Source organism: Pseudomonas sp. NY15356 (assembly GCF_048068175.1).
GTDB classification, from domain to species: domain Bacteria; phylum Pseudomonadota; class Gammaproteobacteria; order Pseudomonadales; family Pseudomonadaceae; genus Aquipseudomonas; species Aquipseudomonas putida_K.
Genome location: NZ_JBLUPW010000014.1, coordinates 87,640 through 114,405, shown reverse-complemented (window position 1 = coordinate 114,405; position 26,766 = coordinate 87,640). Strand labels below are relative to the sequence as shown.

20 protein-coding genes are annotated in these 26,766 nt (G+C 65.3%); 9 read left to right on the top strand and 11 right to left on the bottom strand.

Translation table 11 applies throughout. The features are described from left to right. Positions 1-106: 106 nt before the first annotated feature. The 9 genes from ACNFCI_RS13555 to ACNFCI_RS13515 all read right to left on the bottom strand — a co-directional run bounded on the left by ACNFCI_RS13555 (position 107) and on the right by ACNFCI_RS13515 (position 14,097). On the bottom strand, positions 107-1,183 hold the full coding sequence (locus ACNFCI_RS13555) for an autotransporter outer membrane beta-barrel domain-containing protein (RefSeq protein ID WP_324816861.1): 1,077 nt from the start codon (positions 1,181-1,183) through the stop codon (positions 107-109). 326 nt (positions 1,184-1,509) lie between these two features. Beyond that, a complete protein-coding gene (locus tag ACNFCI_RS13550; RefSeq protein ID WP_084855783.1) occupies positions 1,510-2,304 on the bottom strand; it encodes an endonuclease/exonuclease/phosphatase family protein in 795 nt (264 codons plus the stop codon). A gap of 179 nt (positions 2,305-2,483) precedes the next feature. Next, positions 2,484-4,637, bottom strand: coding sequence for a glycogen debranching protein GlgX (glgX, locus tag ACNFCI_RS13545; RefSeq protein WP_084855782.1), 2,154 nt, complete (start codon positions 4,635-4,637; stop codon positions 2,484-2,486). Between the two features lie 139 nt (positions 4,638-4,776). Next, positions 4,777-5,037 carry a DUF2934 domain-containing protein gene (locus ACNFCI_RS13540; RefSeq protein ID WP_084855781.1) on the bottom strand — a complete coding sequence of 87 codons (261 nt, stop codon included), beginning with the start codon at positions 5,035-5,037 and terminating at the stop codon, positions 4,777-4,779. 14 nt (positions 5,038-5,051) lie between these two features. Continuing rightward, the gene (locus ACNFCI_RS13535) at positions 5,052-7,826 is read right to left on the bottom strand and encodes a malto-oligosyltrehalose synthase (protein WP_368829849.1); all 2,775 of its coding nucleotides are present in this window, start codon (positions 7,824-7,826) and stop codon (positions 5,052-5,054) included. After that, positions 7,823-9,892: a 4-alpha-glucanotransferase gene (malQ, locus tag ACNFCI_RS13530; RefSeq protein WP_324816849.1), complete on the bottom strand. Its 2,070-nt coding sequence runs from the start codon at positions 9,890-9,892 to the stop codon at positions 7,823-7,825. Before malQ ends, ACNFCI_RS13535 begins: the two co-directional genes overlap by 4 nt. Further along, positions 9,889-11,634: a malto-oligosyltrehalose trehalohydrolase gene (treZ, locus tag ACNFCI_RS13525; RefSeq protein WP_084855778.1), complete on the bottom strand. Its 1,746-nt coding sequence runs from the start codon at positions 11,632-11,634 to the stop codon at positions 9,889-9,891. The genes malQ and treZ overlap by 4 nt, the downstream gene beginning before the upstream one ends. Before the next feature lie 15 nt (positions 11,635-11,649). Continuing rightward, on the bottom strand, positions 11,650-13,209 hold the full coding sequence (gene glgA / locus ACNFCI_RS13520; protein ID WP_084855777.1) for a glycogen synthase GlgA: 1,560 nt from the start codon (positions 13,207-13,209) through the stop codon (positions 11,650-11,652). 720 nt (positions 13,210-13,929) lie between these two features. Next, positions 13,930-14,097 carry a DUF6026 family protein gene (locus tag ACNFCI_RS13515; protein ID WP_172402987.1) on the bottom strand — a complete coding sequence of 56 codons (168 nt, stop codon included), beginning with the start codon at positions 14,095-14,097 and terminating at the stop codon, positions 13,930-13,932. Between the two features lie 263 nt (positions 14,098-14,360). Here ACNFCI_RS13515 and gnd point away from each other — a divergent pair, with 263 nt between their 5' ends. The 5 genes from gnd (at position 14,361) to ACNFCI_RS13490 (ending at position 20,157) form a co-directional block, all read left to right on the top strand. Beyond that, complete coding sequence (gene gnd, locus ACNFCI_RS13510; protein ID WP_368830258.1) at positions 14,361-15,365, top strand: phosphogluconate dehydrogenase (NAD(+)-dependent, decarboxylating); 1,005 nt, start codon at positions 14,361-14,363, stop codon at positions 15,363-15,365. Beyond that, positions 15,362-16,864, top strand: a complete 1,503-nt coding sequence (gene zwf, locus ACNFCI_RS13505) for a glucose-6-phosphate dehydrogenase (protein ID WP_416768016.1) — start codon at positions 15,362-15,364, stop codon at positions 16,862-16,864. Before gnd ends, zwf begins: the two co-directional genes overlap by 4 nt. Positions 16,865-16,986: 122 nt before the next feature. Beyond that, positions 16,987-18,783: a glycoside hydrolase family 15 protein gene (locus ACNFCI_RS13500; protein ID WP_368830256.1), complete on the top strand. Its 1,797-nt coding sequence runs from the start codon at positions 16,987-16,989 to the stop codon at positions 18,781-18,783. Positions 18,784-18,895: 112 nt separating this feature from the next. Further along, complete coding sequence (locus tag ACNFCI_RS13495; protein WP_368830255.1) at positions 18,896-19,621, top strand: DUF72 domain-containing protein; 726 nt, start codon at positions 18,896-18,898, stop codon at positions 19,619-19,621. Then, entirely contained in the window at positions 19,618-20,157 is a 540-nt protein-coding gene (locus tag ACNFCI_RS13490) for a DUF488 family protein (protein ID WP_368830254.1), read from the top strand. Before ACNFCI_RS13495 ends, ACNFCI_RS13490 begins: the two co-directional genes overlap by 4 nt. 211 nt (positions 20,158-20,368) lie before the next feature. Here ACNFCI_RS13490 and ACNFCI_RS13485 read toward each other — a convergent pair whose 3' ends face one another. Together ACNFCI_RS13485 and ACNFCI_RS13480 are read right to left on the bottom strand one after the other, a co-directional pair. After that, complete coding sequence (locus tag ACNFCI_RS13485) at positions 20,369-21,418, bottom strand: NAD(P)-dependent alcohol dehydrogenase (RefSeq protein ID WP_368830253.1); 1,050 nt, start codon at positions 21,416-21,418, stop codon at positions 20,369-20,371. Positions 21,419-21,540: 122 nt separating this feature from the next. Next, on the bottom strand, positions 21,541-22,461 hold the full coding sequence (locus ACNFCI_RS13480; protein WP_084855771.1) for a LysR substrate-binding domain-containing protein: 921 nt from the start codon (positions 22,459-22,461) through the stop codon (positions 21,541-21,543). A gap of 196 nt (positions 22,462-22,657) precedes the next feature. On the opposite strand from ACNFCI_RS13480, the gene ACNFCI_RS13475 reads away from it, so the two are divergent. From ACNFCI_RS13475 to ACNFCI_RS13460, 4 genes are all read left to right on the top strand, one after another. Then, the gene (locus ACNFCI_RS13475) at positions 22,658-23,407 is read left to right on the top strand and encodes an SDR family NAD(P)-dependent oxidoreductase (protein ID WP_084855770.1); all 750 of its coding nucleotides are present in this window, start codon (positions 22,658-22,660) and stop codon (positions 23,405-23,407) included. 76 nt (positions 23,408-23,483) lie between these two features. Then, positions 23,484-24,782, top strand: coding sequence for an MFS transporter (locus tag ACNFCI_RS13470; protein ID WP_084855769.1), 1,299 nt, complete (start codon positions 23,484-23,486; stop codon positions 24,780-24,782). Positions 24,783-24,801: 19 nt separating this feature from the next. Beyond that, a complete protein-coding gene (locus ACNFCI_RS13465; protein WP_324818774.1) occupies positions 24,802-25,650 on the top strand; it encodes a transketolase in 849 nt (282 codons plus the stop codon). Continuing rightward, entirely contained in the window at positions 25,647-26,645 is a 999-nt protein-coding gene (locus ACNFCI_RS13460; RefSeq protein WP_084855767.1) for a transketolase family protein, read from the top strand. The genes ACNFCI_RS13465 and ACNFCI_RS13460 overlap by 4 nt, the downstream gene beginning before the upstream one ends. The last annotated feature ends 121 nt before the right edge of the window (positions 26,646-26,766 follow it).

Genomic DNA, 26,766 nt, shown 5'->3' with positions numbered 1-26,766 from the left:
CTGTAGGAGCGGGCTTGTCCCGCGATGGCGTCAGGCCGGGTAACGGCATTGCCTGAGCTGACGCCATCGCGGGACAAGCCCGCTCCTACAAAAGCGCCTGGCAGCCTTACCAGCGCATCCTCACCCCCAGGCTGCCGATCAGGCCGTTCAGGTCATTGCCATCCACATCGCTGCTGTAGTCGGCGCTGACGAATAGCGCGACCTTCGGCGTCACCCGTGCCACCAGCCCCAAACCCAGGTCCACGGTGGTGGAGTAGCGAGAGCTGGAGATCTTGTCCACCTGGTCCAGCTTCACTGTGTCGGCATTGCTGAAGTCGTACCAGACGTTGGTCCGCACATAGGGTTCGATCGGCATCCCGCGCACTTCGTAGCGACCCGACAGCTTGGCGCCGACCCGGCCGCTCCAGCTCGGCTGGCTGTCGAAGGCCTGCAAAGTCTCTTCCTGCGCCCGGTTGCTGGGGAAGAACTGCTGGTTGATCAACTGCGCCTGGGGCTCGATCACCCAACCGCCTCCCAGGCCGATGGGGTAGCCGCCTTCGACCGAGAAGGTCACCGCGTGGCCGCTGTCGTCCAAACGCTGGCCGTTCTCGCCGCGGCCATTGACGTCGATACGCGTGCCCATGGCCACGGCATCGACGTGCCAACCCTGTTCATGGGTCATGCTCCAGTACACCCCCAGGCTCTCGCCGCTGAGGTTGACGGCGTTCTTCTGTTTGTCGCCGAGCAGCCGGCGCATGCCGTTGAAGCTGGTCTGCAGGTTGTTGTGGCCGACGAAGAACCCGGCGCGGTGCACATGGCCTTCGCCGGTCTCACGCACGAACAGGTCCGGGCCGATCACCAATTGCTGGCTGGGCGCCTCCAATTGTGCCGGTACCTGGGCGCCGGGCCGGGTAGGCCCAGGGAAGAACTGCGCCCATTGGCTGGCAACCAGATCCGGAGCCGGTTGCCGGTGGCGTTCGCCCATGCGCTCGGAAAACGCGTTCAGTGTGCCCAGGCCCAGGCCGCCAACGGTCACTGGGTCCAGGGACAGCTGAGGTACCGCCGGCGGTTGCAGAAAACTGTCGAAAGGCATGCCCTCCTGCAGTTCGAGCGCGAAGGTTTCCACCGGGGTTGCCAGGAGCAGCGACGTGGAAACCGCGCAGAAAATCGCGTCGAAGCGCAAAGGGTTCGAGGGTCTTTTCATGGCGGATCTCCTTTTGTTGTTGTGTGGGTGTGTTGGGCTGCCCTAGCAATCCGGCCCGATTACCCTGTACGACACAAAACAGAAGGCGACCGAGGCCATCGCGCCCGCCATCACGCGTGCGCACAAAGGCGCGTGCTAGAGGGCCGGCACGAGTTTTTACGTCTTGTTATAGAGTTCAGCTAAGGAGAGGTCGCAGCTTGCGTCAAGAAACGGTGAAAGATCCGTGAAGACGATATCGCACGATCTAATGCATTGATTCGCAGGGAAATACTTGGGGGTATATCAGGCATTCTTCTTTCCCGGCGACCGGCTATGCCGAATCATTGCTAGAGCCGCACCTCCACGGCCAGTGGCAGGTGGTCCGACAGATGCGTCCACGGTTTGTGCCCAAGGATCCTGGGCGCATGGCTTTCGGCGTTGCGCAGGTAGATGCGGTCCAGGCGTAGCAAGGGCAGGCGCGCCGGGTAGGTGCGGGCGAGCAGGCCATGGTGGCGCTCGAAGGCCTCGTGCAGGTCGCGGTGGCGGCCCAGGGTACGGTTGCCACGCAACTGCCAGTCATTGAAGTCGCCGGCGATGATCACCGGTTCATCGGCCGGCAGGCTATCGAGCAGCCGGCGCAACAAGTGCAGCTGTTTCTGCCGGTGGCTTTCGAGCAGCGACAGGTGCACGCAGATGGCATGCACCGGGCGCTGGCCCGGCACATCGAGGATGCAGTGCAACAGGCCACGGCGCTCGGGGCCAGTGATCGACACGTCGAGGTTGCGGTGTTCGAGGATCGGGTATTTCGACAGCAGGGCGTTGCCATGGTGGCCGTCGGGGTACACCGCGTTGCGACCGTAGGCGAAGTCACTCCACATGCTGTCGGCGAGGAATTCGTATTGGGAGGTCTGCGGCCAGCCGGGGTAGCGGGCGGCGTGACGGTCGTGGCTGCCGAGCACTTCCTGGAGGAAGACGATATCGGCCTGGGTGCTGCGCACCGCCTCGCGCAACTCCGGCAGGATGAAGCGCCGGTTGAAGGCGGTGAAGCCTTTGTGGGTGTTCACGGTCAGCACCCGCACCCGATTCACGGTGGGGGCCTGGCTGACACTGACGAAACCTGGACCGCCGGCTTCGGGGTTCACGGCGTCTCCTGAAAAAATGCCTACCTTCGGATCACCACCGAACCCTGTGGGAGCGGGCTTGTCCCGCGATCGCGTCAGACCAGGCACCGAGGTTGCCCCTGTTGATGCAACCGCGGGACAAGCCCACAGGGTGGGTGATGGCTGTTCTAGAGTCTAGGACCGAACGGCGCGCTTGGGGTTCACTCTTCGTCGCGTTGCAACGCCATCAGCAACACCGAGCGCCCCTTGACCTCGAACACCGTGTCGAATGCCAGGTGCTGCGGCTTGCGCATCTGCGGCCGGTCGGTGTCGACCAGGCAGCTCCAGTAGTCGCCTTCGGGCACCGACGGCAGGTGGAACGGCACGGTGTCATGGTAGGCGTTGACGATCAGCAGCAAGGTCGCCTCGGCCCCTGGCCTGGCGATGCCGCTGACCTGGGCGCGGCCATCCATGAGCATGCCCAGGCAGCGGCCGTGGGGATCTTCCCATTGCGCCACGCTCATTTCGCTGCCGTCCGGAGCCAGCCAGGTGACATCCTTGACCCCGATCGCTTCGTTGTAGTCGCCGACCAGGAAGCGTGAGCGGCGCAGCACCGGGTAGGCCAGGCGCAGGCGGGTCAGGCGCTTGACGAAGGCCAGCAGCTCGGCGCCGTCCTGGTCCAGGTCCCAGTTGATCCAGCCGATCTCGCTGTCCTGGCAGTAGGCGTTGTTGTTGCCATGCTGGGTGCGGCTGAATTCGTCGCCGGCAACGATCATCGGCGTGCCCTGGGCCAGCAGCAGGGTAGCGAAGAAGTTGCGCATCTGGCGCATGCGCAGGGCATTGATGCCGGGGTCGTCGGTGGGCCCTTCGACGCCGCAGTTCCACGACAGGTTGTTGTCGGTACCGTCCTGGTTGTTCTCGTCGTTGTCTTCGTTGTGCTTGTCGTTGTACGAGACCAGGTCGCGCAGGGTGAAGCCGTCATGGGCGGTGACGAAGTTGACCGAGGCGTAGGGCCGCCTGCCGCGGTTGTTGAACAGGTCGCCCGAGGCGGTCATGCGTGCGGCGAAGTCGGCCAGCTGGCCCTCGTCGCCTTTCCAGAACGCCCGTACGGTGTCGCGGAAGCGGTCGTTCCATTCGGCCCAGCCCGGTGCGAAGTTGCCCACCTGGTAGCCGCCGGGGCCGCAGTCCCAGGGCTCGGCGATCAGCTTGACCTGGCGCAGCAGCGGGTCCTGGCGGCAGGCCACGAGGAAGCTGTGTCGCTCGCTGTAGCCCTCGTGGTAGCGGCCGAGGATGGTGGCCAGGTCGAAGCGGAAGCCGTCGACATGCATTTCCCCGGCCCAGTAGCGCAGCGAGTCGGTGACCAGCTGCAGCACGCAGGGGTGGCTCAGGTCCAGGGTGTTGCCGGTGCCGGAATCGTTGATGTAGTAGCGTTTGTCATCGGGCATCAGCCGGTAGTAGGAGGCGTTATCGATGCCGCGCATCGACAGGGTCGGGCCCAGTTCGTTGCCTTCGGCGGTGTGGTTGTAGACCACGTCCAGGATCAGCTCCAGGCCCGCGTCGTGCAGGTGCGCGACCATCTCCTTGAACTCGGCGATCTTGCCGCTGGCCAGGTACTTGGGGTGCGGTGCGAAAAAGGCGATGCTGTTGTAGCCCCAGTAGTTGTTCAGGCCTTTTTGCAACAGGTGCTGGTCGTTGACGAAGGCGTGTATCGGCAACAGCTCGATGGACGAGACACCGAGGTCCTTGATGTGCTTGAGCAATTCATCGTTGGCCAGGCCTGCGAAGGTCCCTCGGTGTGCTTCGGGCACGGCCGGGTGGCGCATGCTGATGCCACGGGTGTGGGCCTCGTAGAGGATGGTGCGCTCCCAGGGGATCTGCACGCGCTGGTCGCGGCCCCAGGTGAAGGCCGGGTCGATGACCTTGCATTTGGGCACGAACGGCGCGCTGTCGCGTTCATCGAACGAGAGGTCGCCATCGGGGTGGCCGATGGTGTAGCCGAACAGCGCCTCGGACCATTTCAGGCTGCCCACCAGTTGCTTGGCGTAGGGGTCGATCAACAGCTTGTTGGGGTTGAAGCGGTGGCCGTTTTCCGGCTCGTAGGGGCCGTGTACCCGGTAGCCGTAGACCAGCCCGGGGTGCGCGTCGGGCAGGTAGCCATGGTAGATCTCGTCGGTGTATTCGGGCAGCTCGATGCGTTCGAGTTCCTGTTCGCCGCTGGAGTCGAACAGGCACAGCTCGACCTTGGTGGCGTTGGCCGAGAACAGGGCGAAGTTGACGCCCAGGCCGTCCCAGTTCGCGCCCAGGGGGAAGGGTAGGCCTTCGCGGATGCGCGATGGGGCGACGGAGCGGGATTTCTTCGGAGTGCGGGGGCTCATGGCGGTCCTCTTCAAGCCGGGTGGACGGGCATCCTTCCTGATCTGGCCCGATCGCCGGCATGCCGGCTCCCACAGGTACGGTGGCCGGTGGGAGCCGGCTTGCCGGCGATTGGCCGGGGCAGATACTTCGGGTCGCAGGTCAACCCGCCGCCGGCTTCTTCACTGCCCGAGGTTTCTTTGCCGCCGCCGGCTTCTGCACCGGCGCCGTGCTCTTGGCCAGCTCGTCCTTGGGCTTGGCCGCCGCCTTCTTGCGCGGTGCGGCCTTGGGTGCCAGGGCTTCGGCCTCGGCGAGCTTGCGCGCCATGTCCCAATGGCGCTCCTCCTGGCCTGCAGGTTTACCCTCCGATTCCCAGATTTGGTAGGCGAATTCGCGGATACGTTTTTCATCGACGCTCATCATGACGCTCCTGGTGCTCAAGATTGTTGTATCAACAGGTTGACCGGAAACTCTGCCAGCACGGTGCTCAAACTCAGCTCCTTTGAAGGGCTGACAGCGGTGCTGGAAAAAAGTCCCGAGCAAGTGGCAGGTGACAAGGCGAACGGCAAGATCACCCGGGTGTCGTCCCAGTTCTGCGCCGGGATCAGCGGGAGGGAGGCGTTGCCCAGTAGCGTGCAGGTCAGGCGCGGCACCACTACGACGGCCTGGGCGTCTTCGCCCAGGCGGGCGAAGGCCAGGATCTTGTCGGCATGCCGGCCCTGCACGGCCAGTGGTAGGTAGGCGCCACGCTGGAACAGGTCGGAGTGGGCCTGGCGGCAGTCCAGCACCCGCGCGATCAGTGCCTGCTTGATGCGCCCGTCGCGCCAGTGCATCAGCAACTCGGCCAAGGACAGGCTGTCGCCCAGGCTGGCCCGTCGCGCGGCGTAGTCCACTGGGCGGCGGTTGTCCGGGTCGACCAGGCTCAGGTCCCAGAACTCGTTGCCCTGGTACAGGTCCGGCACGCCCGGGGTGGTCATACGCAGCAGGCACTGGGCCAGGCCATTGAGCGCACCTGGGCAGGCGATGCGTTGTGCGGCCTCGTGCAGGGCGTGGCGCAGTTGCTGGTTTTCAGGTGCCAGCAACAGGCCGTCGACATAGGCTGCACAGGCCTGTTCGTAGGCGTCGTTCGGCGCGCTCCAGCTGCTGCGCAGCTTGGCTTCGCGCAGGGCCTTCTGCTGCCACTGGCGCAGGCGTTCGGCGTATTGCTGCAGGGCTGTGGTGTCATGCAGGTCCAGGCCCAGGGGCCAGCTGCCTAGCAGGGTCTGGAACAGCAGCAGCTCGTCCGCCGGGCTCGGCGCCGGGCCATCGCCCAGGGCCTGGCGCAGCGGTGTGGCCAGCTCGCGCCAATGCTCGACCCGGCTGGCCAGCCAGGGCCCGAGTTCGCTGAGCACCGCCAGCCGCGCGCGACAGTCCTCGCCGCGCTTGTGGTCATGGGTGGCGGTGGCCAGCAGGTTGTCCGGGAAGTCCCGCAGGCGCCGTTGTGCCTCGTTGTGGAAGGCCTGCGGTGGTGCGCTGAAACGCTCGGCCTCGAAGCCCACGTCGTTGCGCGACAACAGCCGGCCGGAGCGGTAGAAGGCGGTGTCCTCCACGGCCTTGGCGGCGCTGGGGGCGGTCAGTTGCTGGAAGCGTACGCAGGCATGGCGCAGGTGCTTGCGTGGACGACCCGGCGGCAGCTGGCGCCAGGGTTGGCCGCCGAGCCAGCGCTCGAGGTGCTCGAGCAGCGGCCAGTCCGCCTCGGCCAGGCTTTGCCGGGCACCGGCCAGGGCCTGCTGGAAGAAGGCCTCGTCTTCGCTGGGGCGGCCGCAGGCATTGATGTAGGTCCGGTACACCGGGTAGTGCTCGACCAAGGCCTGCAAGGCCCGGCGGATGGCGCCCAGGGTCAGGTCGCGGGTCATCAGGTCGTCGCGCGCCACCTGCAGCAGGGCCTGGGCCACCGACTCGCAGTCGCCGGCCAGGCTGGCGTTGAGCACCAGGTGCCGGGCCTGGCGGACTTCCTCGGCAAAGTCCGGGCGTTCGCTCACCGTGCTCCACAGCTCGGTCAGGGGCGCTTCACCGGCCGGGTCGTGCTGCAGCAGCGAGACCTGGTTCATGAATTCGTAGCCGGTGGTGCCGTCGGTGCGCCAGTCGCGGTGCAGGTGTTCGCCGGCGCCGAGGATCTTCTCCACGTAGATCGGGAAGTGCTCGACGTCCGCTTGCAAGGGCCGGCGTGCCAGCAGGCTGTCGACCCGGCGGCGCAGCTTGCGGCAATACTGGCGCGGGTCGGCCAGGCCGTCGATATGGTCGATGCGCAGGCCGTCCACCAAGCCGCGCTCGATCAGCTCGAACAGCTTGGCGTGGGTGGCTTCGAACACCACCGCCCGTTCCACCCGCAGGCCGCCGAGCTCGTTGATGTCGAAGAAGCGCCGCCAGTTGATGTCGTCGGCAGCAGTGCGCCAACTGGCCAGGCGGTAGGTCTGGCGCTCCAATAGCAGGTGCAGGCGCTTGAAGCCCGCCTCGGTGCGGCTGTCGAAGGCGGCCAGGGCGCCGTCCAGGCTATCGCCCTGGCGTACCCGCCGCGCCAGTTCCGCCTGCAGGGGCAGGGCGTCGGCCAACGGGTCGGCGGCTTCGTGCAGGGCCGTGAAATGCTGCGCCAGGGCTTGCACCTGCGGGTGCTCGCTGTGGGCCAGGATGCGCCCGTAGTCCAGCGGGCAGATGGGGAAACGGTGCTCATAGTGCGCCACCTGCAACAGGCCCTGCTCGGGCTCGAAGGTCAGGGGCAGTTCGCCGTTCTGCAGGGCCACGCCATAGTCGCTGCCCAAAAATGGCAGCAGCAGTTGGCCGGCCAGCAACGGGTCGCTGGAGTGCCACTGGATATCGAAGAATTCGGCATAGGGGCTGCGTCGGCCCCAGGCCAGCAGGCTCTGCCACCAGGGGTTGTCGGCACCGCCCACGGCCATATGGTTGGATACCGTGTCCAGAATCAAGCCCATGCCGTGCTGGCGCAGGGCGGCGACCAGGCGCTCAAGCGCTGCCTCGCCGCCAAGCTCGGGGTTGACCTGGGTCGGGTCGACCACATCGTAGCCATGGCGTGAGCCGGCCCGGGCCTTGAGAATCGGCGAGGCGTACACATGGCTGATGCCCAGTTGGGCAAAGTAGGGCACCAGCGGCACGGCATCATCGAGGGTGAAGTCACTGTGCAGTTGCAGACGTACCGTGGCGGTCAACGGCTTCATCGGTCACGCTCCCAGGCTTGTTCGCGGGCCTGGGCCAGCAGCTCCAGGCGACGTGCGGCGTCTTCGTCGTCCAGCAGCTCGCGCACCGGGCGGGCGAAGCGGCGGCGCCAGTTGGGGTGGCCGTCGGTGGTGCCGGGCAGGTTGGGTTGCTCGTCGCAACCGAGCAGGTCCTCCAGCGGCACCAGCACCAGCGGGGCACGGGTATGGCCGACGTAGCGGATGGCGGCGTCGATCAGGGCATCGTCGTCAGCCAGTGCACCATAGTTCTGTTCCAGTGTACGGCGCAGGCCATCGCGCTCCAGCTGGCGGGTGTGCCGCCAGCGTAGTTCGGCGGCAGCATCGACCAGCTGCAAGCGGTGGCTCCAGTCGATGTCGCGGGCTTGCAGCCAGCCGGCCAGCGGCGCCAAATCATGGGTACCGGTGGTGGCCAGGGCATTGTCCGGCCAATCGAGGATGGGCTTGAAGTGCCCGGGCGGCTCCTGCTCGAACGGCAGTACGCGCATACCCAACACCGCCTTGGCAGCCAGGGTCTCGCGCAGGCCTTCCGGTACCGTGCCCAGGTCTTCGCCGAGGATCACCGCCTGGTGGCGTACCGATTCCAGGGCCAGCAGGCGCAGCAGGTCGTTCAGCGGGTAGTTCAGGTAGGCCCCTTCGCTGGGCCGGGAGCCGCGAGGGATCAACCACAACCGGCGCAGCCCCATGACATGGTCGATGCGCAGGCCGCCGGCGTGGGCCAGGTTGGCCCGCAACATCTCGATGAAGGCGCGGTAGCCGTTGCGCTTGAGGCCCTCCGGGGAGAATGCGCAGATGCCCCAGTCCTGGCCCAGGCGGTTGAGGATATCCGGGGGTGCGCCGACCTTGAGGTCGGCCAGCAATTCATCCTGGCGGCTCCAGGCCTGGCTGCCGGCGCCGTCGGCTCCCACGGCCAGGTCGGCGATCAGGCCCACGGCCATGCCGTTGCCGCGGGCGGCTTCCTGGGCACGCTGCAGGCCGCGCTCGGTGAGCCACTGGCAGAAGGCATGGAAATTCACCTGCTCGCGGTGGCTGTCGGCGAACGCCTCCACTTCGGGGTGGTAGGGGTCATGCCAGGCAGCTGGCCAGTTGCGCCAGTCGGCGCCCAGGCCGCGTGCGGCCGCCTCGGCCTGCAGTACCTGGAAACGGCAATGGTGCGCCAGGGCCTGGCCGCCGGCTTCGCGGAAGCTGTCGAAATCGCTATGCAGCGGGTGGTTGCCCTGGCTGAAGTCCCGGTACAGGGCTTGCAGCAGGCGGTGTCGGGCATCGGCCGCGCGGGGCCAATCCACCAAGGGCTGGCTTTGCAGCTCGTCCAGGGTCTGTTGCAGGTCGCAGGCCTCGATGGCCATGCGCACCTCGCGCTCTCCGAGCAGGGCTGCCGGGCTGGCATAGAGTTCGTTGAGCAGCAGGCGGCTGGAAGGGGAGTAGGGGCTGTAGTGACGCTGGTCCACTGCCGAGAGGGCGTGTATCGGGCTGATGGCCAGGGCGTCGGCGCCCCGTTCGGCGGCCGCGCGTGCCAGCTGCTCCAAGGCCATGCAGTCGCCATAGCCGCCGTCACCCGGGCGGCGCAGGCTGTACAGCTGCACCGATAGGCCCCAACAACGTGGTGGCGGCTGGTCGACGGCGTCTTCCAGGGCATGGCAGCGCGGTGGTGCCACGGCGAGGGTGAAGCGGTGCTCGCCTTGGCTGAGTTGGTGATAACCGATGGGGAGCTCGCCCGGCAGGCGGGCCTGGCTGTCCAGGGAGAGGGATCGCGTGCTCCCGTCTTCCAAGGTGCAGTTCAATGTGCTGCCTGGGTCGAAATAGCGTGCCAAGTCCAGGGGCTGGCCGAGGTCGGCGGTGAGCAGCGGTGGCAAGTGGTCGCGGTCTTCGGCCTGATCCAGGGCCAGCAGGCTGGCGGCGATGTCGGCTTCGTCGTCGGCCGGGTGGCCAAGGCCGGCGAGCACCTTGCGCAGCACGTCGTCGCTGACCTGTTGCGGGCGGGCGTTGGCGTCGATCCAGTCGCGGGCCAGGCCCACCCGGGCGGCCAGTCGATGCAGGGGTATGTCGCTCATGGCGTCTCCTGGCCGGGGGGCAGCAGGCTGGCCACGCAACTGTGCGCGGGCAGGGTGGTGTCGTGGTGCGCGGTGTCGCTGCTGTCGAACAGCCAATGCTGGACGGGCGGCAGGGCCACCGGTTGCGCCTGGGCGGCGAGGTTGAGGTCGATGCGCAGCTCGCTGCCATCGCCCAGCCGCCAGCGCGCGGTCAGGGCGTACTCGCCCAGCACCTCGGCACCCAGGGCGCGGCTGCCGGGCAGGTGCGGGACGATATGCCGATGGCGCAGGGCCAGCAGGCGCTGGTACAGCCCGTGCCAGCCGGCCAGCACGTCCTGTGCGGTGGGCCGCGAGGCGTCGAAGGTGGCCTTGGCGTTGGGGTCGGGAATGCGTGCGCGTGCTTGCGGGTCGGCGAAGGCGGCGAAGTGGGCGAACTCGGCACGGCGGCCTTCGCGTACGGCGTCGGCCAGTTCGTCGTGGTGGTCGGTGAAGAACAGGAACGGTTGCCGACTGCCTTCTTCGTCGCCCATGAACAGCAGCGGAATCATCGGCGCCAGCAGCAACAGGCCAGTGGCCGCGCGCAGGGCCTGGGGTGGGCACAAGCGGGTGAGGCGCTCGCCCAGGGCGCGGTTGCCCACCTGGTCGTGGTTCTGCAGGAACAGCACGAAAGCGCTGGGCGCCAGGTGGGTGCTGGGCTCGCCCCGGGGCGTACCATGACGGTTGGCCTGGCCCTGGAACACGAAGCCTTCGCTCAAGGCACGGGCGAGCTGTTCGATGGGGCGGTCTTTGTAGTCGGCGTAGTAGCCTTCGGTTTCGCCGGTCAGCAGGACGTGCAGGGCGTTGTGGCCGTCATCGTTCCACTGGGCGTCGAAGCCGTGCGTCAGGAGCGAGGCTTGGTTGTGCTCATTCTCGAGGACCAGCCAGGTATGGCGGGTGTCGGCCCCTGTCGCTGCCCGGACACGCGCCGCCAGCTCCACCAGGAAATCGGGCTGGTCGATGGCATGCACCGCATCCAGCCGCAGGCCGTCGAAGCGGTAGTCGCACAGCCACATCAATGCATTCTGGATGAAGTATTCGCGCACTTGGGGCCTGCGGAAATCGATGGCTGCGCCCCAGGGCGTGTGGCGGTCCTCGCGGAAGAATCCGCTGGCATATTCATGCAGGTAGTTGCCGTCGGGCCCGAAGTGGTTGTAGACCACATCGAGGATCACCATCAGGCCAAGGCCGTGGGCCTGGTCGATCAACGCGCACAGTTCGGCCGGGCTGCCATAGGTGTGCTGCGGAGCGAACGGCAGCACGCCGTCATAACCCCAGTTGCGTTCGCCCGGGAACTGCCCCACAGGCATCAGCTCGATGGCCGTGATGCCCAGTTCGGCCAGGCGCGGCAGTTGTCGGGCGACGCCGGCGTAGCCGCCGAGCAGGCCGACATGCAGCTCCTGGATCACCGCCTCGTGCCAGGGGCGCCCCTGCCAAGGGTGTTGCCAGGGGTAGCTGGCCACGTCCACCACCTGGCTGGGCCCATGGACCCCTTCGGGTTGGTAGCGCGACGCCGGGTCGGCTACTTCCAGTCGGTCGTCGATTCGATAGCGATAGCGGCTGCCCGCCTGGCAGGGGGCCAGGCCGGTGAACCAGCCATCCCCCTCCGGCAGCAGCTCGATCGCCGGTTGTCGTTCCAGCTGCAAGCTCACGCTGCGCGCATCCGGCGCCCAGAGGGCGAAGCGCGCCGACGTGGCGTCCAGCAAGTGTGCGCCATGCCTGTGCATCTTCGGTGCCCCCGCTCAGTAGTGGCCGACGTGGGCCTGGCAGACCAGCTCCTCGTACAGCCGGGCGTAGGGTTCCACCGCCTGGCACCAGTTGAACGGCTGGGTCATGGCCAGGCAGCGCATGGCGTTGAGCAGGTCCTTCTTGGCATATACATAGAAGGCCCGGGCCAGCGCCTCGCGGTAGCTGTCCACCGTGGACTCGTCGAACAAGAAGCCCGTGACGCCATTCTCGATGGTGTCCGCCAGGCCGCCGGTGTTGCGCGCCACCGGCAGCGAGCCGAAGCGCTGCGCATACATCTGGCTCAGGCCGCACGGCTCGTAGCGCGACGGCATGAGCAGGAAGTCGCTGCCAGCGAACATGCGCCGGGCGTCGGTTTCGTTGAAACCGATGCGTACGCCCACACGGCCCGGGTAGCGCAGGGCCAGCTCGCGCATGGCTTGTTCTTCTTCCGGTTCGCCACGGCCGATGATCGCGATCTGGCCTCCTTGGCTGACGATGTAGTCGGCCACGCCCAAGGTCAGGTCCAGGCCTTTCTGGTAGACCAGGCGCGAGACCACGGCGAACAACGGCCCTTCGGATGCCTCAAGTTGGAACAGCTCGCGCACTTGTTGTGCATTGCGCGCCTTGCCGTCCCAGTCGTTGAGGCTGAAGTTGTGCTCCAGATGCTTGTCGGTGGCCGAGTCCCAGCTCTCGTCGATACCGTTGGGGATGCCGCCTAGCAGGCCTTGCTGGGCCTTGCTGGCCAGGAAACCGTCCAGCCCGCAGCCGAATGCCGGGGTGGTGATCTCACGGGCGTAGGTGGCACTCACCGTGGTGATATGGCTGGAGTAGGCCAGGCCCGCCTTGAGGAACGACAGCTTGCCGTAGAACTCCATGCCTTCCTGTTGCAAGGCATGGTCGGGAATGGCCAGTTCCGGGCAGCAGCCGCGGCTGAACACGCCCTGGTAGGCCAGGTTGTGAATGGTGAACAGGGTCGGGGTGTTCAGGCCGCGCCAGTGCATGTAGGCCGGTGCCAGGCCTGCTGGCCAATCGTGGGCGTGCACCAGGTCGGGGCGCCAGTGGATCATGCCTTCGCCGGCGGCGATTTCCGCGGCGGCCAGGCCCAGGCGGGCGAAGCGGATGTGGTTGTCGGGCCAGTCACGGCCATTGTTGGCGCCATAGGGCGTGCCGTCGCGCTGGTACAGCTCGGGGCAGAGCAATACATAGATGACCAGGCCATCGGGCAGATCCATGCGCCCGATCTTGCACGGCGGCAGGGCCGCATGGCCGCCGAGTTCGCCGACGATATGGATGGGGTTGTCGCTTTCCACCACCTGGCGGTAGCCAGGGATCAGTACGCGCACGTCATGCAGGTGGGAGAGGGCCCGTGGCAGGGCCGAAGACACATCGCCAAGCCCACCGGTCTTGACCAGGTCGGCGATTTCCGAGGTTACGAACAGGATCTTGCGTTTGTGCAGGTTATGACGCCGCTGGGTACCAGGTGCCTTGGCTGTCGTGGCGAAGTCCGGCAGAAGCGGTTCGCGGTTGTCCGGGTTGAATGTGTCTACGTGAGGCTCGACAGCGGCACTGATCATACTTCTCTCCGTCCCTTGTGTCGGGTGGCTGGGCACCCTTTGCGTTATGTCGTGTTGGTTCTCTCTGGTTCGTACGTCTTCGTAGTGCGTTCCTTGCCCCGGAGCCGTGCGCGCAAGCACACCGTGCAATCGGCATTCCAGCCGAAGGCAGTTGGACTGTTTGGGGTGGGTGGGCCGAGGCTGGGGTCGTCCCGTTGCTCTGGCCTACTTAATTCCTGACCTGCCGCTTTATTGGAAAGTTTCGATTTTTTTCCATCCGGTTACCCAGACGGTTTGGCAGGCGGAATCCCGAGTGTAGGAGAGGTTGCGTTACAAATGTGACCCGCTGGTCACTTCAGTGACGACCGTAGGTCTGCGCAAACGTTGGCGGGTTGTTACGAGATGTGAATAGCTTGAGAGGGGGTTGCCTGGGAGATCGAGCGCCGCCCGCGCGGCGCATCGCGAGCTGCGCTCGCTCCTACGTTTGTTTCGGGCCAATTATTCCTGTGAGATTTTCGCGCGGACGCTTTGGCGTATGACGCAATATCGTGTCGTACCAACCAGGCGGTCGCGCGCGCCTGTCACAGGCGTTACTGGCCGTAAACAAATGTAGGAGCGAGCGCAGCTCGCGATGCGCCGCGCGGGCGGCGCTGGATCTCACCAACGCCGAAGCTGTTACGGTGGAAGAACCGTACTAGAAGTGGGAGCCCGAAAAGCCCCCACGCCAAGGGAGGGGATGACTCAGAGGCTGATGGCTTTGTCTTCGCAGCGCGCCTGCTCAAGCAGCAGGTTCAACTGGGCGACCTGCTGGCGCAGTTGGTCGCGTTCATCTTTCAGGCGGCGCAGTTCGTCACGGCGCACGGTGACATAGAGGGTCTGGGTTGGAGTAGCAGGCATCAATGTACCCATGTAAACACCTCGCAATTCTGGACGTTTTTTTGGGGAGCGGGCGAGCCCGCGCATGTGCCGGTGCTGGCAACAAACCGTTCTGGGTTGAACACGACTCCCTATCGACGAGTGTTCCTTACAAGGGTAGACGCTCGTGCGGCGGGCATTCTGAATTCTTTTCCTGGCCTTGGGAACTTTTTTGTTTATCGTTGTCGCCCCGTTCGTCGGTGAACCCTCGAGCGGAGTGCTGGACTAATCTGAACACCTGAACCGCGTTGTCATCCATTTACCAAGGGGAGCTTCGGCACATGCAACTGGGAATCGTCGGGCTGGGCCGCATGGGCGGCAATATCGCGAGAAGGCTGATGCTCGCAGGGCACCGGACCGTGGTGCATGACCGTAACCGCGATGCGGTCGTGGCATTGGAGGGCGAGGGCGCCCAAGGGGCCCACGACCTGGGTGCCCTGGTACAAAAGCTCAAGGCCCCGCGTGCCGTATGGGTGATGCTGCCGGCCGGCGAGCCCACCGAGCAGACCATCGCCCAGCTGGCCGAACTGCTGGAACCGGGCGACGCGATCATCGATGGCGGCAACACCTTCTACAAGGACGACATGCGCCGCGCCAGCGAACTGGCCAAGCGCGGCCTGCACTACCTCGACGTCGGCACCTCCGGCGGCGTGTGGGGCCTGGAGCGTGGATACTGCATGATGATCGGCGGCGAGAAAGCCGTATTCGAGCGCCTGGAGCCGCTGTTCAAGGCCCTGGCCCCTGGCGTGGGCGACATCCCTCGGACCCAGGGCCGCGAAGGCGAGCATGGCCGCGCCGAGCATGGCTATATTCACGCAGGCCCCGCTGGCGCCGGGCACTACGTGAAGATGGTGCACAACGGCATCGAATACGGCCTGATGCAGGCCTACGCCGAAGGCTTCGACCTGCTGCGCAGCAAAGGCGGCCCGGAACTGCCCGAAGACCAGCGTTTCGACCTCGACGTGGCCGAGATCGCCGAAGTGTGGCGCCGTGGCAGCGTGGTCACCTCCTGGCTGCTCGACCTCACCGCCGATGCTCTGGTGGCCGACCCGCAGCTGGCGCGCTTCAGTGGCTCGGTGTCCGACAGCGGGGAAGGCCGCTGGACCATCGACGCCGCCGTCGAACAGGCCGTGCCGGTGCCGGTGCTGTCCAGCGCGCTGTTCGCCCGCTTCCGTTCCCGCCAGCAGCAAGGGACCTACGGCGACAAGATCCTCTCGGCCATGCGCCTGGGCTTTGGCGGCCACGTCGAGAAAGGCAAATGAAGCCACAGAAGATTCCCGCCGCGCCGCCGTGCACCTTGTTCCTGTTCGGCGCCAACGGCGACCTGGTCAAGCGCCTGCTGATGCCGGCGCTGTACAACCTCAGCCGCGATGGCTTGCTGGACCGCAACCTGCGCATCGTTGGCGTTGACCACAACCCGGCCACCGCGCAGGCGTTCGCCGACCGCCTGCATGATTTCATGGCCGAGCGTGACAAAGGCGAAGGCGCCAATAAATGCCTGGATGACAGGCGCTGGGCACGCCTTGCCAAGCGCCTGGATTACCAGACCGGCGATTTCCTCGACCCCGCCACTTATGCAGCCATCGCCCGGCGCATCGACAAGACCGCCCACGGCAATGCCATCTTCTACCTGGCCACTTCGCCGCGCTTCTTCCCCGAAGTGGCGCAGCGCCTGGGCGATGCCGGCCTGCTGGACGAGTCCGGCGGCGGCTTTCGCCGGGTGGTGGTGGAAAAGCCCTTCGGCACCGACCTGGCCAGTGCCGAAGCCCTGAACGCCTGCCTGCTGGGTGTGATGACCGAGCGGCAGATCTACCGGATCGACCATTACCTGGGCAAGGAGACGGTGCAGAACATCCTGGTCAGCCGCTTCTCCAACGGCCTGTTCGAGTCGTTCTGGAACAACCACTACATCGACCATATCCAGATCACCGCCGCCGAAACCGTCGGCGTCGAGACCCGCGGTGCCTTCTACGACAACACCGGCGCCCTGCGCGACATGGTGCCCAACCACCTGTTCCAGTTGCTCGCGATGGTCGCCATGGAGCCCCCGGCCGCATTCGCCGCCGATGCCGTGCGCAGCGAGAAGGCCAAGGTGATCGGTGCCATCCGCCCCTGGTCGCAGAAGATGGCCCTGAAGAACTCCGTGCGCGGCCAGTACGTGGCCGGCAAGCAAGGCCGCAAGCGCCTGGCGGGTTACCGGCAGGAGCCAAACGTGGCCCCCGACAGCCGCACCGAAACCTATGTGGCCTTGAAGGTGATGATCGACAACTGGCGCTGGGCCGGCGTGCCGTTCTACCTGCGCACCGGCAAGCGCATGAGCGTGCGCGACACCGAAATCGCCATCTGCTTCAAGCCAGCGCCCTATGCCCAGTTCCGCGAGTCGGAGCTGGAGCGGCCCAAGCCCAACTACCTGAAGATCCAGATCCAGCCCAACGAGGGCATGTGGTTCGACCTGCAGGCCAAGCGCCCCGGCCCTGAGCTGGTGATGGAGAATGTCGAGCTGGGCTTCGCCTACAAGGACTTCTTCCAGATGACCCCGGCGACCGGGTACGAGACGCTGATCTACGACTGCCTCACGGGCGACCAGACCCTGTTCCAGCGAGCCGACAACATCGAGAACGGTTGGCGCGCGGTGCAGCCGTTCCTGGATGCCTGGGCCAGCGGCGGCGAGGTCCATGAATACGCCGCCGGCGAAGACGGCCCTGAAGCGGGCAACGAGCTGCTTACGCGTGACAAGCGGGAGTGGCATACCTTGGGTTGATGCGTTGCTCTTACCGGCCCGATCGCGGGACAAGCCCGGGGCGCCGGGCCTGTAGGAGCGGGCTTGTCCCGCGATCGGGGCGCATGGCGCCCCCGAATGCGCAGTCCAAAAAAGGAGTCCCCATGCCAGCCCCGATCGAAGACTACGCCCTGTTGGGCAACTGCCGCAGCGCCGCCCTGGTCAGCCGCGACGGCTCACTGGACTGGCTGTGCCTGCCACGTTTCGATGCCCCGGCAGTCTTCGCCGCGCTGCTGGGCAACGAGGAGAACGGTCGCTGGCGCCTGGCCCCCTGCGACTTGGTGGAAACCACCCACCGGCGCTACCTCGACGACACCCTGATCCTGGAAACCACCTACACCACCGCCAGCGGTCGTGCCCGGGTCCTGGATTTCATGCCGCTGGGCGAGCACAGCGCCGTGGTCCGCATCGTCGAAGGCCTTGCCGGCGAAACCAGCTTCGAGATGGACCTGGTGCTGCGTTTCGACTACGGCCGCAGCGTGCCCTGGGTGGAAAGGATCGACCCCCTGACCCTGAGTGCCGTCGCCGGCCCAGACCGCCTCATCCTGCGCAGCACCGAGCCCGTCCATTCCCACGACCACCACAGCGTTTGCCGCTTCCGCGTCCATGCCGGCCAACGCCAGGTGTTCAGCCTGCGCCATCAGCTTTCGCACCTGCCCCCGCAGCCCGACTTCGATGTCGACCAGGCCTTGGAAAACAGCCATACCCAATGGCAGGCCTTCGCCGCCCGCTGCCCCGACGTCGGCCCCTGGACGCCCCTGGTCCGCCGCTCCCTGCTGACCCTCAAGGCCCTGACCTACGCCCCTACCGGCGGCATGGTCGCCGCTGCTACCACCTCCTTGCCTGAGCGCATCGGCGGCGAGCGCAACTGGGACTACCGCTACTGCTGGCTACGCGACGCCACCATGACCCTGCTGGCGCTGATGAACCTCGGCTATTTCGACGAAGCCCAGGCCTGGCGCGAATGGCTGCTACGCTCGGTGGCCGGCAACCCGGAACAGATGCAGATCATGTACGGCCTGGCCGGTGAGCGCGACCTGCCGGAATTCACCCTGCCGTGGCTCAGTGGCTACGAACAGTCCCGGCCCGTTCGCATCGGCAACGCCGCAGCCCAACAGCTGCAATTGGATATCTACGGCGAGCTTGCCGACGCCATGACCCAGGCCATTCGTGGCGGCCTGCCCCGGCACCCGCGCAGCTCCGCCATCGCCCGCCTGATCCTGCCGTACCTGGAGCGCATCTGGCGCGAGCCTGACGAGGGTCTCTGGGAAGTGCGTGGCGGGCGGCAGCACTTCGTGCATTCCAAGGTCATGGCCTGGGTGGCCTTCGACCGCGCCGCGAGCCTTGCCGAAACCACCGAGGAGGACCGCGAGCGCGGGCGGCACTACCGGCAAGTAGCCGATGAGATTCACCGCGAAGTCTGCCAGCAAGGGCTCGACGCCAAACGCCAGTGCTTCGTGCAGGCCTACGGCTCGGCGGAGGTGGACGCCAGCTTGCTGCAGATCGCCTTGACCGGTTTCCTGCCGGCGGAGGATCCCCGGTTCCTGTGCACGCTGGCGGAAATCGAAAAACGCCTGCTGCGCAACGGCTTGCTGCTGCGCTACGACAGCGACCGCTGCAGTGACGGTCTGACACCGGGGGAGGGAACGTTCCTGGTGTGCTCGTTCTGGCTGGCGGATGTGTACGTGTTGCTCGGCCGCCAGGAAGAGGCGCGGGCGCTGTATGAGCGGTTGGCGGCGCTGTGCAACGACGTCGGCTTGCTGGCGGAGCAGTACGACCCGGTGGGCAAGCGCATGCTTGGCAATTTCCCTCAGGCGTTCAGCCATATCGGCATCATCAATACCGCGCTGAACCTGCACCGGGCGCAGTGTCCGGTGCGGGATCGGGCGAGTTGCAGCTGAACCTGCCGCACCGCCACTCACACACAAGGCTGGGGCAGCTCGACGGAACGACCCGGTTTCGCGTGTCGTCTGAACAGACAGGCATTCGAGACCAGGAGGAGTAGCCCCGTTCATGAACGTGTTCATCGGCTGTGCCGGTTGGAGCGTACCCAGCGCCTATGCCGAGGTGTTTGCGCAGGTGGGCAGCCATCTGCAGCGCTACGCCGCAAGGTTGGACGCGGTGGAGATCAACAGCTCGTTCTACCGCCCGCACAAGCCCCAGACCTACGCCCGCTGGGCTGCCTCGGTGCCCAGGCATTTTCGTTTCTCGGTGAAGATGCCCAAGGCGATCACCCATGAGCAGCGCCTGCACGCCAGCGATGCATTGCTCGATGCATTTCTCGAACAGTGCGGGGAGCTGGGCGAACGCCTGGGCTGCCTGCTGGTGCAGTTGCCGCCTTCGTTGCGATACGAACCACAGGTCGCCCGGCGCTTCTTCGAAGCTCTACGCAGGCGCCATGCCGGGCCGCTGGCGTTGGAGCCACGGCACGCGTCATGGCAGTCTGCCGAGCCGTTGCTGACCGATCTGCAGATCGCCCAGGTGGCCGCCAGCCCAGCGCGTTTCGAAAGCGATGCCAAGCCTGGCGGATGGCCAGGGCTGATCTATTGGCGTTTACATGGTGAACCACGGATCTACTACAGCGACTACGCCGAGGCCTACCTGCAGCGCCTGGCCGCAGAGCTTCGAGCGAGCCGCGCGGCGAACGTGCCGACCTGGTGCATTTTCGACAACACCGCCGGCGGTGCCGCTTTGGGGAATGCCCTGGCGCTGCAGGAACGCCTGGACATGTCCCGATGAACGACATGCCGCACAAGGTATTCACCGTGGGGCATTCGACCCGGTCGATCGAAGCCTTCGTCGCATTGATGCGCAGTTTCGGCGTGCAGGTGGTGGTCGACATCAGGACGGTTCCCCGCTCCCGTACCAACCCGCAGTACAACCTGGACGTGTTGCCTGGCTTGCTACAGCAGGAGGGCATGGATCACCGCCGGATCGCGGCGTTGGGCGGGCTGCGCAAGAAATCGAAGGCCGTTGCTCCGCACATCAATGGGTTGTGGCGCAACCGCAGCTTTCACAACTATGCCGACCATGCGTTGGGTGCCGAGTTCGCCGCGGGGCTGGATGAGCTGATCGAGCTCAGTGAAGCCCGGCGCTGCGCGATCATGTGTTCCGAGGCGGTCTGGTGGCGTTGTCATCGGCGCATCGTCGCCGATCATCTGCTGGTACGGGGAATCGAGGTCATGCACATCATGGACATCGGCAAGGCCACCCGGGCGCAGCTGACGCCAGGTGCCGAGGTTTGTGGCTCGAAGGTCGAATATCCGCTTTCATAGAACAACGCGCAGGACAAATGGGAGCAACTGTCTTGGGTTGCCTGCCCCGGCCCAATCGCCGGCAAGCCGGCTCCCACAGGTTCAGCGGTGTCTACAACAGCAGCGCAAGACAGGTGGGAGATTCTATGGTGCTAAACAAGCCAGCCGTGCAAATACGGCCCAGGCTCCGCGTGCTTGGTGGGAGCTGGCGGAGCCGGCGATGGGCCCAGCCTCAGCCAGCCAGGCTGGCGTTGTCGATCACGAACCGATACTTCACCTCGCCCCGCAGCATCCGTTCGTAGGCCTCGTTGATCTGCTCGGCACGTACCAGTTCGATATCCGCGACGATGCCATGCTCGGCGCAGAAATCGAGCATCTCCTGGGTCTCGGGAATGCCGCCGATCATCGAACCGGCCAGGGTGCGGCGCTTCATGATCAGGTTGAAGACGTTGGGCGAGGAATGTGGCGAGGCCGGCGCGCCCACCAGGGTCATCGCCCCGTCGCGCTTGAGCAGGACCAGGAACGCATCCAGGTCATGGGGCGCGGCGACCGTGTTGAGGATGAAGTCGAAACTCTTGGCATGGGCAGCCATCTGCTGTGCATCACGCGACACCACCACCTCGTCGGCGCCCAGCGCCAGGGCCGCTTCGCGCTTGTGCTCGGATGTGGTGAACGCCACCACATGAGCACCCATGGCGTGAGCCAGCTTGATCCCCATGTGTCCCAGGCCGCCGATGCCGACCACGCCGACCTTCTTGCCGGGCCCGGCGTGCCAATGGCGCAGCGGCGAGTAGGTGGTGATCCCCGCGCACAGCAGCGGCGCCACCGCGGCCAGTTGCGCCTCGGGGTGGCCGATACGCAGCACGTAGCGTTCATGCACGACAATGGCCTCGGCGTACCCGCCCAACGTCCAGCCTGGCGCATCCGGGGTCGGGAAGTTGTAGGTGCCGATCATGCCGTCGCAGTAGTTCTCCAGGCCTGCGTCGCAGTCATCGCAGTGCTTGCAGCTGTCGACGATGCAGCCCACACCGACCAGGTCGCCTGGTTTGAACGAGGCGACGTGGGCACCCACTGCCGTCACACGGCCGACGATTTCGTGGCCCGGGACGCAGGGGTAGTGCGTGCCTTCCCACTCGGAGCGCACCTGGTGCAGGTCCGAGTGGCAGATGCCGCAGAAGGCGATCTGGATCTGGACATCGTGGGCACCGGGTGTGCGGCGGGTGATGCGCAGCGGCTCCAGGGGTAGGTTGCCGGCATGGGCACCGTAAGCATTGACTTGCATGGTATGACCCTCGTGAAGTTCGTGAGGGGCATTGTCCAGGTGGCAAGGCGCTGACCAGTAGCGTGATCCGCTGGATTGCTTGCCTGATCCTGTTGAGCATGCCGGTGCCTGGTGCCATGGGTTCAATAGTTGAAATCATGCCCCAATTGACCCTGCACCCAGTCGAGGAACAGCCGCACCCTCGAAGTTTCGGCATGCCCGCGAGGGAACACCAGGTGGTGGGCGCTGACGGGGGTGGCCAGTTCCTGTGGGAAAACTGGCACCAGCTCGCCCCTGGCGATGTAGTCCTGGGCCAGCAGTGAACTTTCCAGGGCAAACCCATACCCATGGCCAGCGGCTTCCAGGCTCATGTAGGAGCGGTCGAAGCTCAGTGCGAACGGGGCCTGTGGCAATGTCACGCCTTGCTGGGCGAACCATTGAGGCCACTGGACGAGGGCCGCTTCCGAGAGGATCAGGTTTTCCCCCAGCAGGTCGCTGGGTTGCTTGATCTGCCGACGTGCGAGCAACTGTGGCGACGACAGTACCGTTGCACGTTCATGGCGGATGGTGCGTACCTCCAGACTCGGCCAGTTGGGGTAGCCATGTCGGATGTCCAGGTCGATCTGGTGACGGCCGAAATGCAGTGATTCGTAGGAGCACGATAGGTTGATCTGGATTTCCGGATGGCTGCTGCGAAAGTGTTCCAGGCGTGGCAATAGCCACAGCAGGCCGAAGCTGGGCGCCGAGTGCAGCCGCAGGCAATCGAAGCCGACCGCGCTTCCGGCACGCTCCGTGGCACTGGCCAGGCTCTGCAGGATACCCGCCACCTCACGCAGGTACTGCTCGCCGGCGGGCGTCAAGGACACGCCACGGGCCTCGCGAATGAACAAAGGGCGCCCGATCAGGGCTTCCAGGTTGGCGATCTGGTGACTGACCGCCGAGGGCGTGAGGTTGAGTTGTTCGGCGGCCCGAGCCACGTTGCCAAAACGCGCGACCTGCTCGAAGGCCTGAATCGCTTTCAGGGCAGGGATCTGTGGCGGCTTGCGGATCGTATCCTGGTTCACGGTCGCTCCCTGAAAAAGTCGCAGAGGACAAGAGTGTTTGTACTTTCGCGTCGTTGTCGACAGCAAGCAAGGGCTGAATTTTTTTCAGCAGCGGATGAGATGCACTGCGTTGCTGGCGATGCGTCCTGACATGAAGCTGTGCCCATCGGTTCACCCGGACCGCTGCCCACAACAATAATCATCCGGAGTGTTTCTCATGCTACTTGCAGGCAAATTCGCAATCGTGACTGGCGCAGCCTCTGCCCGCGGCATCGGCCGTGCAACCGCCCAGGTTTTCGCCAACCAGGGCGCCAAGGTCGCGATCCTTGACCTCGACGCCAGTGCAGCAGCCCAAGCCGCTGCTGAGCTGGGCGAAGGCCACATCGGCCTTGCCGCTAATGTCGCCGACCAGGCTCTGGTGCGCGATGCTGTGGCGCAGGTCCTGGCCCATTTCGGACGGATCGATGTGCTGGTCAACAATGCCGGCATCACCCAGCCGGTCAAGACCCTGGACATCACCGGGGCCGACTATGACCGCATCCTCGATGTCAACCTGCGCGGCACGCTGCTGATGTCGCAGGCGGTCATCCCAGCGATGCGTGCCCAGGGTGCCGGCAGCATCGTGTGCATGTCCTCGGTTTCCGCCCAGCGGGGTGGCGGCATCTTCGGCGGCCCTCACTACAGTGCCGCGAAAGCCGCTGTGCTCGGCCTTGCCAAGGCGATGGCCCGCGAGCTGGGGCCGGATAATGTACGGGTCAACTCGATCACCCCTGGCCTGATCCACACCGACATCACCGGTGGCCTGATGCAGGATGAACGACGCCACGCCATCATTGAAGGGATCCCCTTGGGGCGTCTGGGTGAAGCACGTGACGTCGCTAATGCGGCACTGTTCCTGGCCAGCGACTTATCCAGCTATCTGACGGGCATCACGTTGGACGTCAACGGTGGGATGCTGATCCACTGAGCAACCAGCCACCTACGTTCTGTATCTGAGCCCGGCCTGGCCCGGGCGGCCAATAACAACAAGAGATCAGATCGACATGACCACTTTGACGCTAGACGCGGCTTCGGCCACGCGCAGCAGTGCCTACCGCAAGACGGCCTGGCGCCTGATGCCTTTTCTCATGCTCTGCTACCTATGTGCCTACCTGGACCGGGTCAACGTCGGCTTCGCCAAGCTACAGATGATGGATGACCTGGCACTCTCCGAAGCGGTCTACGGGCTGGGCGCCGGAATGTTCTTCATCGGTTACTTCCTGTGCGAAGTACCGAGTAACATCATCCTGCACAAGGTCGGCGCCCGGCGCTGGATCGCGCGCATCATGATCACCTGGGGCATCATTTCGGCGATGTTCGCCTTCGTCGAGACGGCCTGGCAGTTCTATACCCTGCGCTTTCTGCTGGGGATCGCCGAAGCGGGCCTTGCCCCGGGCCTGCTGTTGTACCTGACCTACTGGTTCCCCTCTTATCGCCGGGCGAAGATGACAGCCTTGTGGTTCATCGCCATCCCGCTCTCGGGCATGGTCGGCGGCCCGCTGTCGGGGTGGATCATGGAGCGTTTCGCCGGGGTGCACGGTTGGGCCGGCTGGCAATGGATGTTCGTTTTGGAGGCGATTCCGACCGTGCTGGTAGGGATCCTCGTGCTGAGCTATCTCAAGGATGGCGTCGACCAGGCGCATTGGCTCAGTGATGACGAAAAAGCCTTGGTGCGCAGGGAGCTGGCCGAAGATGAGCAGCACAAGGTCAAGCACGGCTCGGTGGGCGACTTCCTGCGCGACCGTCGCCTATGGTTGCTGGCCGGGATTTACTTCTGTGTGGTCATGGGCCAGTACGCGATCACCTTCTGGCTGCCAACCCTGGTGCGCAATGCAGGGGTGAGCGATCCCTTGCACATCGGCCTGATGACCAGCGTGCCGTACCTGTGTGCCATCGTCGCCATGCTCCTGGCCGGGCGTAGCGGTGATCGCCACCAGGAGCGGCGCTGGCACCTGGCGATCCCCATGCTACTGGGCGCACTGGGCCTGAGTCTGGCCGCGGCGCTGGGCAGCAGCCTAATCTTGTCGATCCTGAGCCTTTGCCTGGCCGCTGCTGGCATCCTGTCCGCCTCGTCGCTGTTCTGGATGTTGCCCACCACGCTGCTCGGCGGCGTGTCGGCGGCAGCGGGTATCGCGGCGGTCAACAGCTTCGCCAACCTCGCCGGCTTCTGCTCGCCCTACCTGATCGGTTGGGTCACCACCGCCTGGGGCAGCAATGCCATCGGCATGTATCTCATCACCATTGTGCTGGTGTTCGGTGCCTTCCTGGTACTGCGCGTACCGGCCAACCTGGTCAATCGTTGATTCAACAAGGAGTCATTCCATGACTGCTGTGCCTAGCTATAACGAGGCGCTGCCCCTGGCCGTGCGCGCCCACAACATCCGTCGTCATGCCTTGCGCATGGGGCAAGTACAGGGACAGGGCTATATCGGCCAGGCCTTGGGTGCCGCCGACCTGCTCGCCGTGGCCTATTTCCATGCATTGCGTATGGATCCGGGCAATCCCGAATGGGAAGGCCGCGACCGCTTCTACCTGTCCATTGGGCACTATGCGATCGCTTTGTACGCGGCGCTGATCGAAACCGGGGTCATTCCCGAAGAGGAACTGGAGACCTACGGTAGCGACGACAGTCGCCTGCCCATGTCCGGCATGGCCGCGTATACACCGGGCATGGAAATCACCGGCGGCTCGCTCGGGCATGGTTTGGGCATCGCCGTTGGCGCATGCCTGGGGCTCAAGCGCAAGGGTTCGGCCAGTTGGGTGTACAACCTGCTGTCGGACGGTGAGTTGAACGAGGGCTCGACCTGGGAGGCGGTGATGTCCGCCAGCCATTGGCGGCTGGACAACCTCATCGCCCTGGTCGATGTGAACAATCAGCAGGCCGATGGTCATTCCAGCGAAGTGCTGGCGTTCGAGCCGATCGTCGACCGTTGGCAGGCGTTTGGCTGGTTCGTGCAACGGGTCGACGGCAATGACCTCGATGCATTGGTCCGTGCCTTCGACCAGGCCCGTGCCCACCCGGGCGCCCAACCCCGGGTGATCATTTGCGATACCCGCATGGGCAAGGGCGTTCCCTTCCTCGAAAACCGCGACAAAACCCATTTCATTCGTGTCGATGAACACGAATGGGACCTCGCCCTGCAAGCACTGGACGCCGGGAGCCAAGCATGAGCACTGTAAGCGCACCGAAAAAACGCCTGACCACCTCGGCGATGATCGCCTCCATCGCCGCCGAAGGCCAGCCAACCCGTCCGGCGCCGTTCGGTCACGCCCTGGCGACGCTGGCTGAGCAGCGTCAGGACATCGTTGGCCTGAGTGCCGACCTGTCCAAATACACCGACCTGCACATCTTCGCCAAGGCCCACCCGGACCGTTTCTACCAGATGGGCATGGCCGAGCAGTTGCTGATGAGCGCCGCCGCCGGCATGGCCCGCGAAGGCCTGACGCCATTCGCCACTACCTATGCGGTATTCGCCTCGCGACGGGCCTATGACTTCATCTGCATGGCCATCGCCGAGGAAAACCTCAATGTCAAGATCGTCTGCGGCCTGCCTGGCCTGACCACCGGCTACGGCCCCAGCCACCAGGCCACCGACGACCTGGCGATCTTGCGCGCAATGCCGAACCTGATGATCGTCGACCCTTGCGATGCGTTGGAGATCGAACAGGCCGTGCCAGCCATCGCCGAGCATCAGGGCCCGGTCTACATGCGTTTGCTACGCGGCAACGTGCCCTTGGTGCTGGATCGCTACGACTACCGGTTCCAGTTGTGCAAGGCACAGGTGCTGCGCGGTGGTCGGGACGTGCTGGTGATCGCCAGCGGGTTGATGACCATGCGCGCCCTGGAAGCGGCCGAGCAGTTGCAAAGGGATGGCGTGGATGTGTCGGTGCTGCACGTGCCGACCATCAAGCCGCTGGATGAACAGACGATCCTTGCCGAGGCTCGCAAGTCCGGCCGCCTGGTGGTGACGGCGGAGAACCACTCCATCATTGGTGGGCTGGGGGAGGCGGTCGCCGGTGTGCTGCTGCGCAATGGCGTGACACCGACCTTCCGTCAGATCGCCTTGCCGGATGCCTTCCTCGATGCCGGGGCCTTGCCGACCCTGCATGATCGCTACGGTATTTCCACCGAGGCGGTGGCGCGGCAGATCAAGATGTGGCTGTAGCGCTTGGCTAGGTGTTCAGTCCCAGGGAGTCATTGTGCATCCTTAACCCCTCAGCAGGAGGATGCATTTTGGAAGGACGTATCCATGACTCAGCCCGAACGGCGCCAGACAGTTGGTGGTG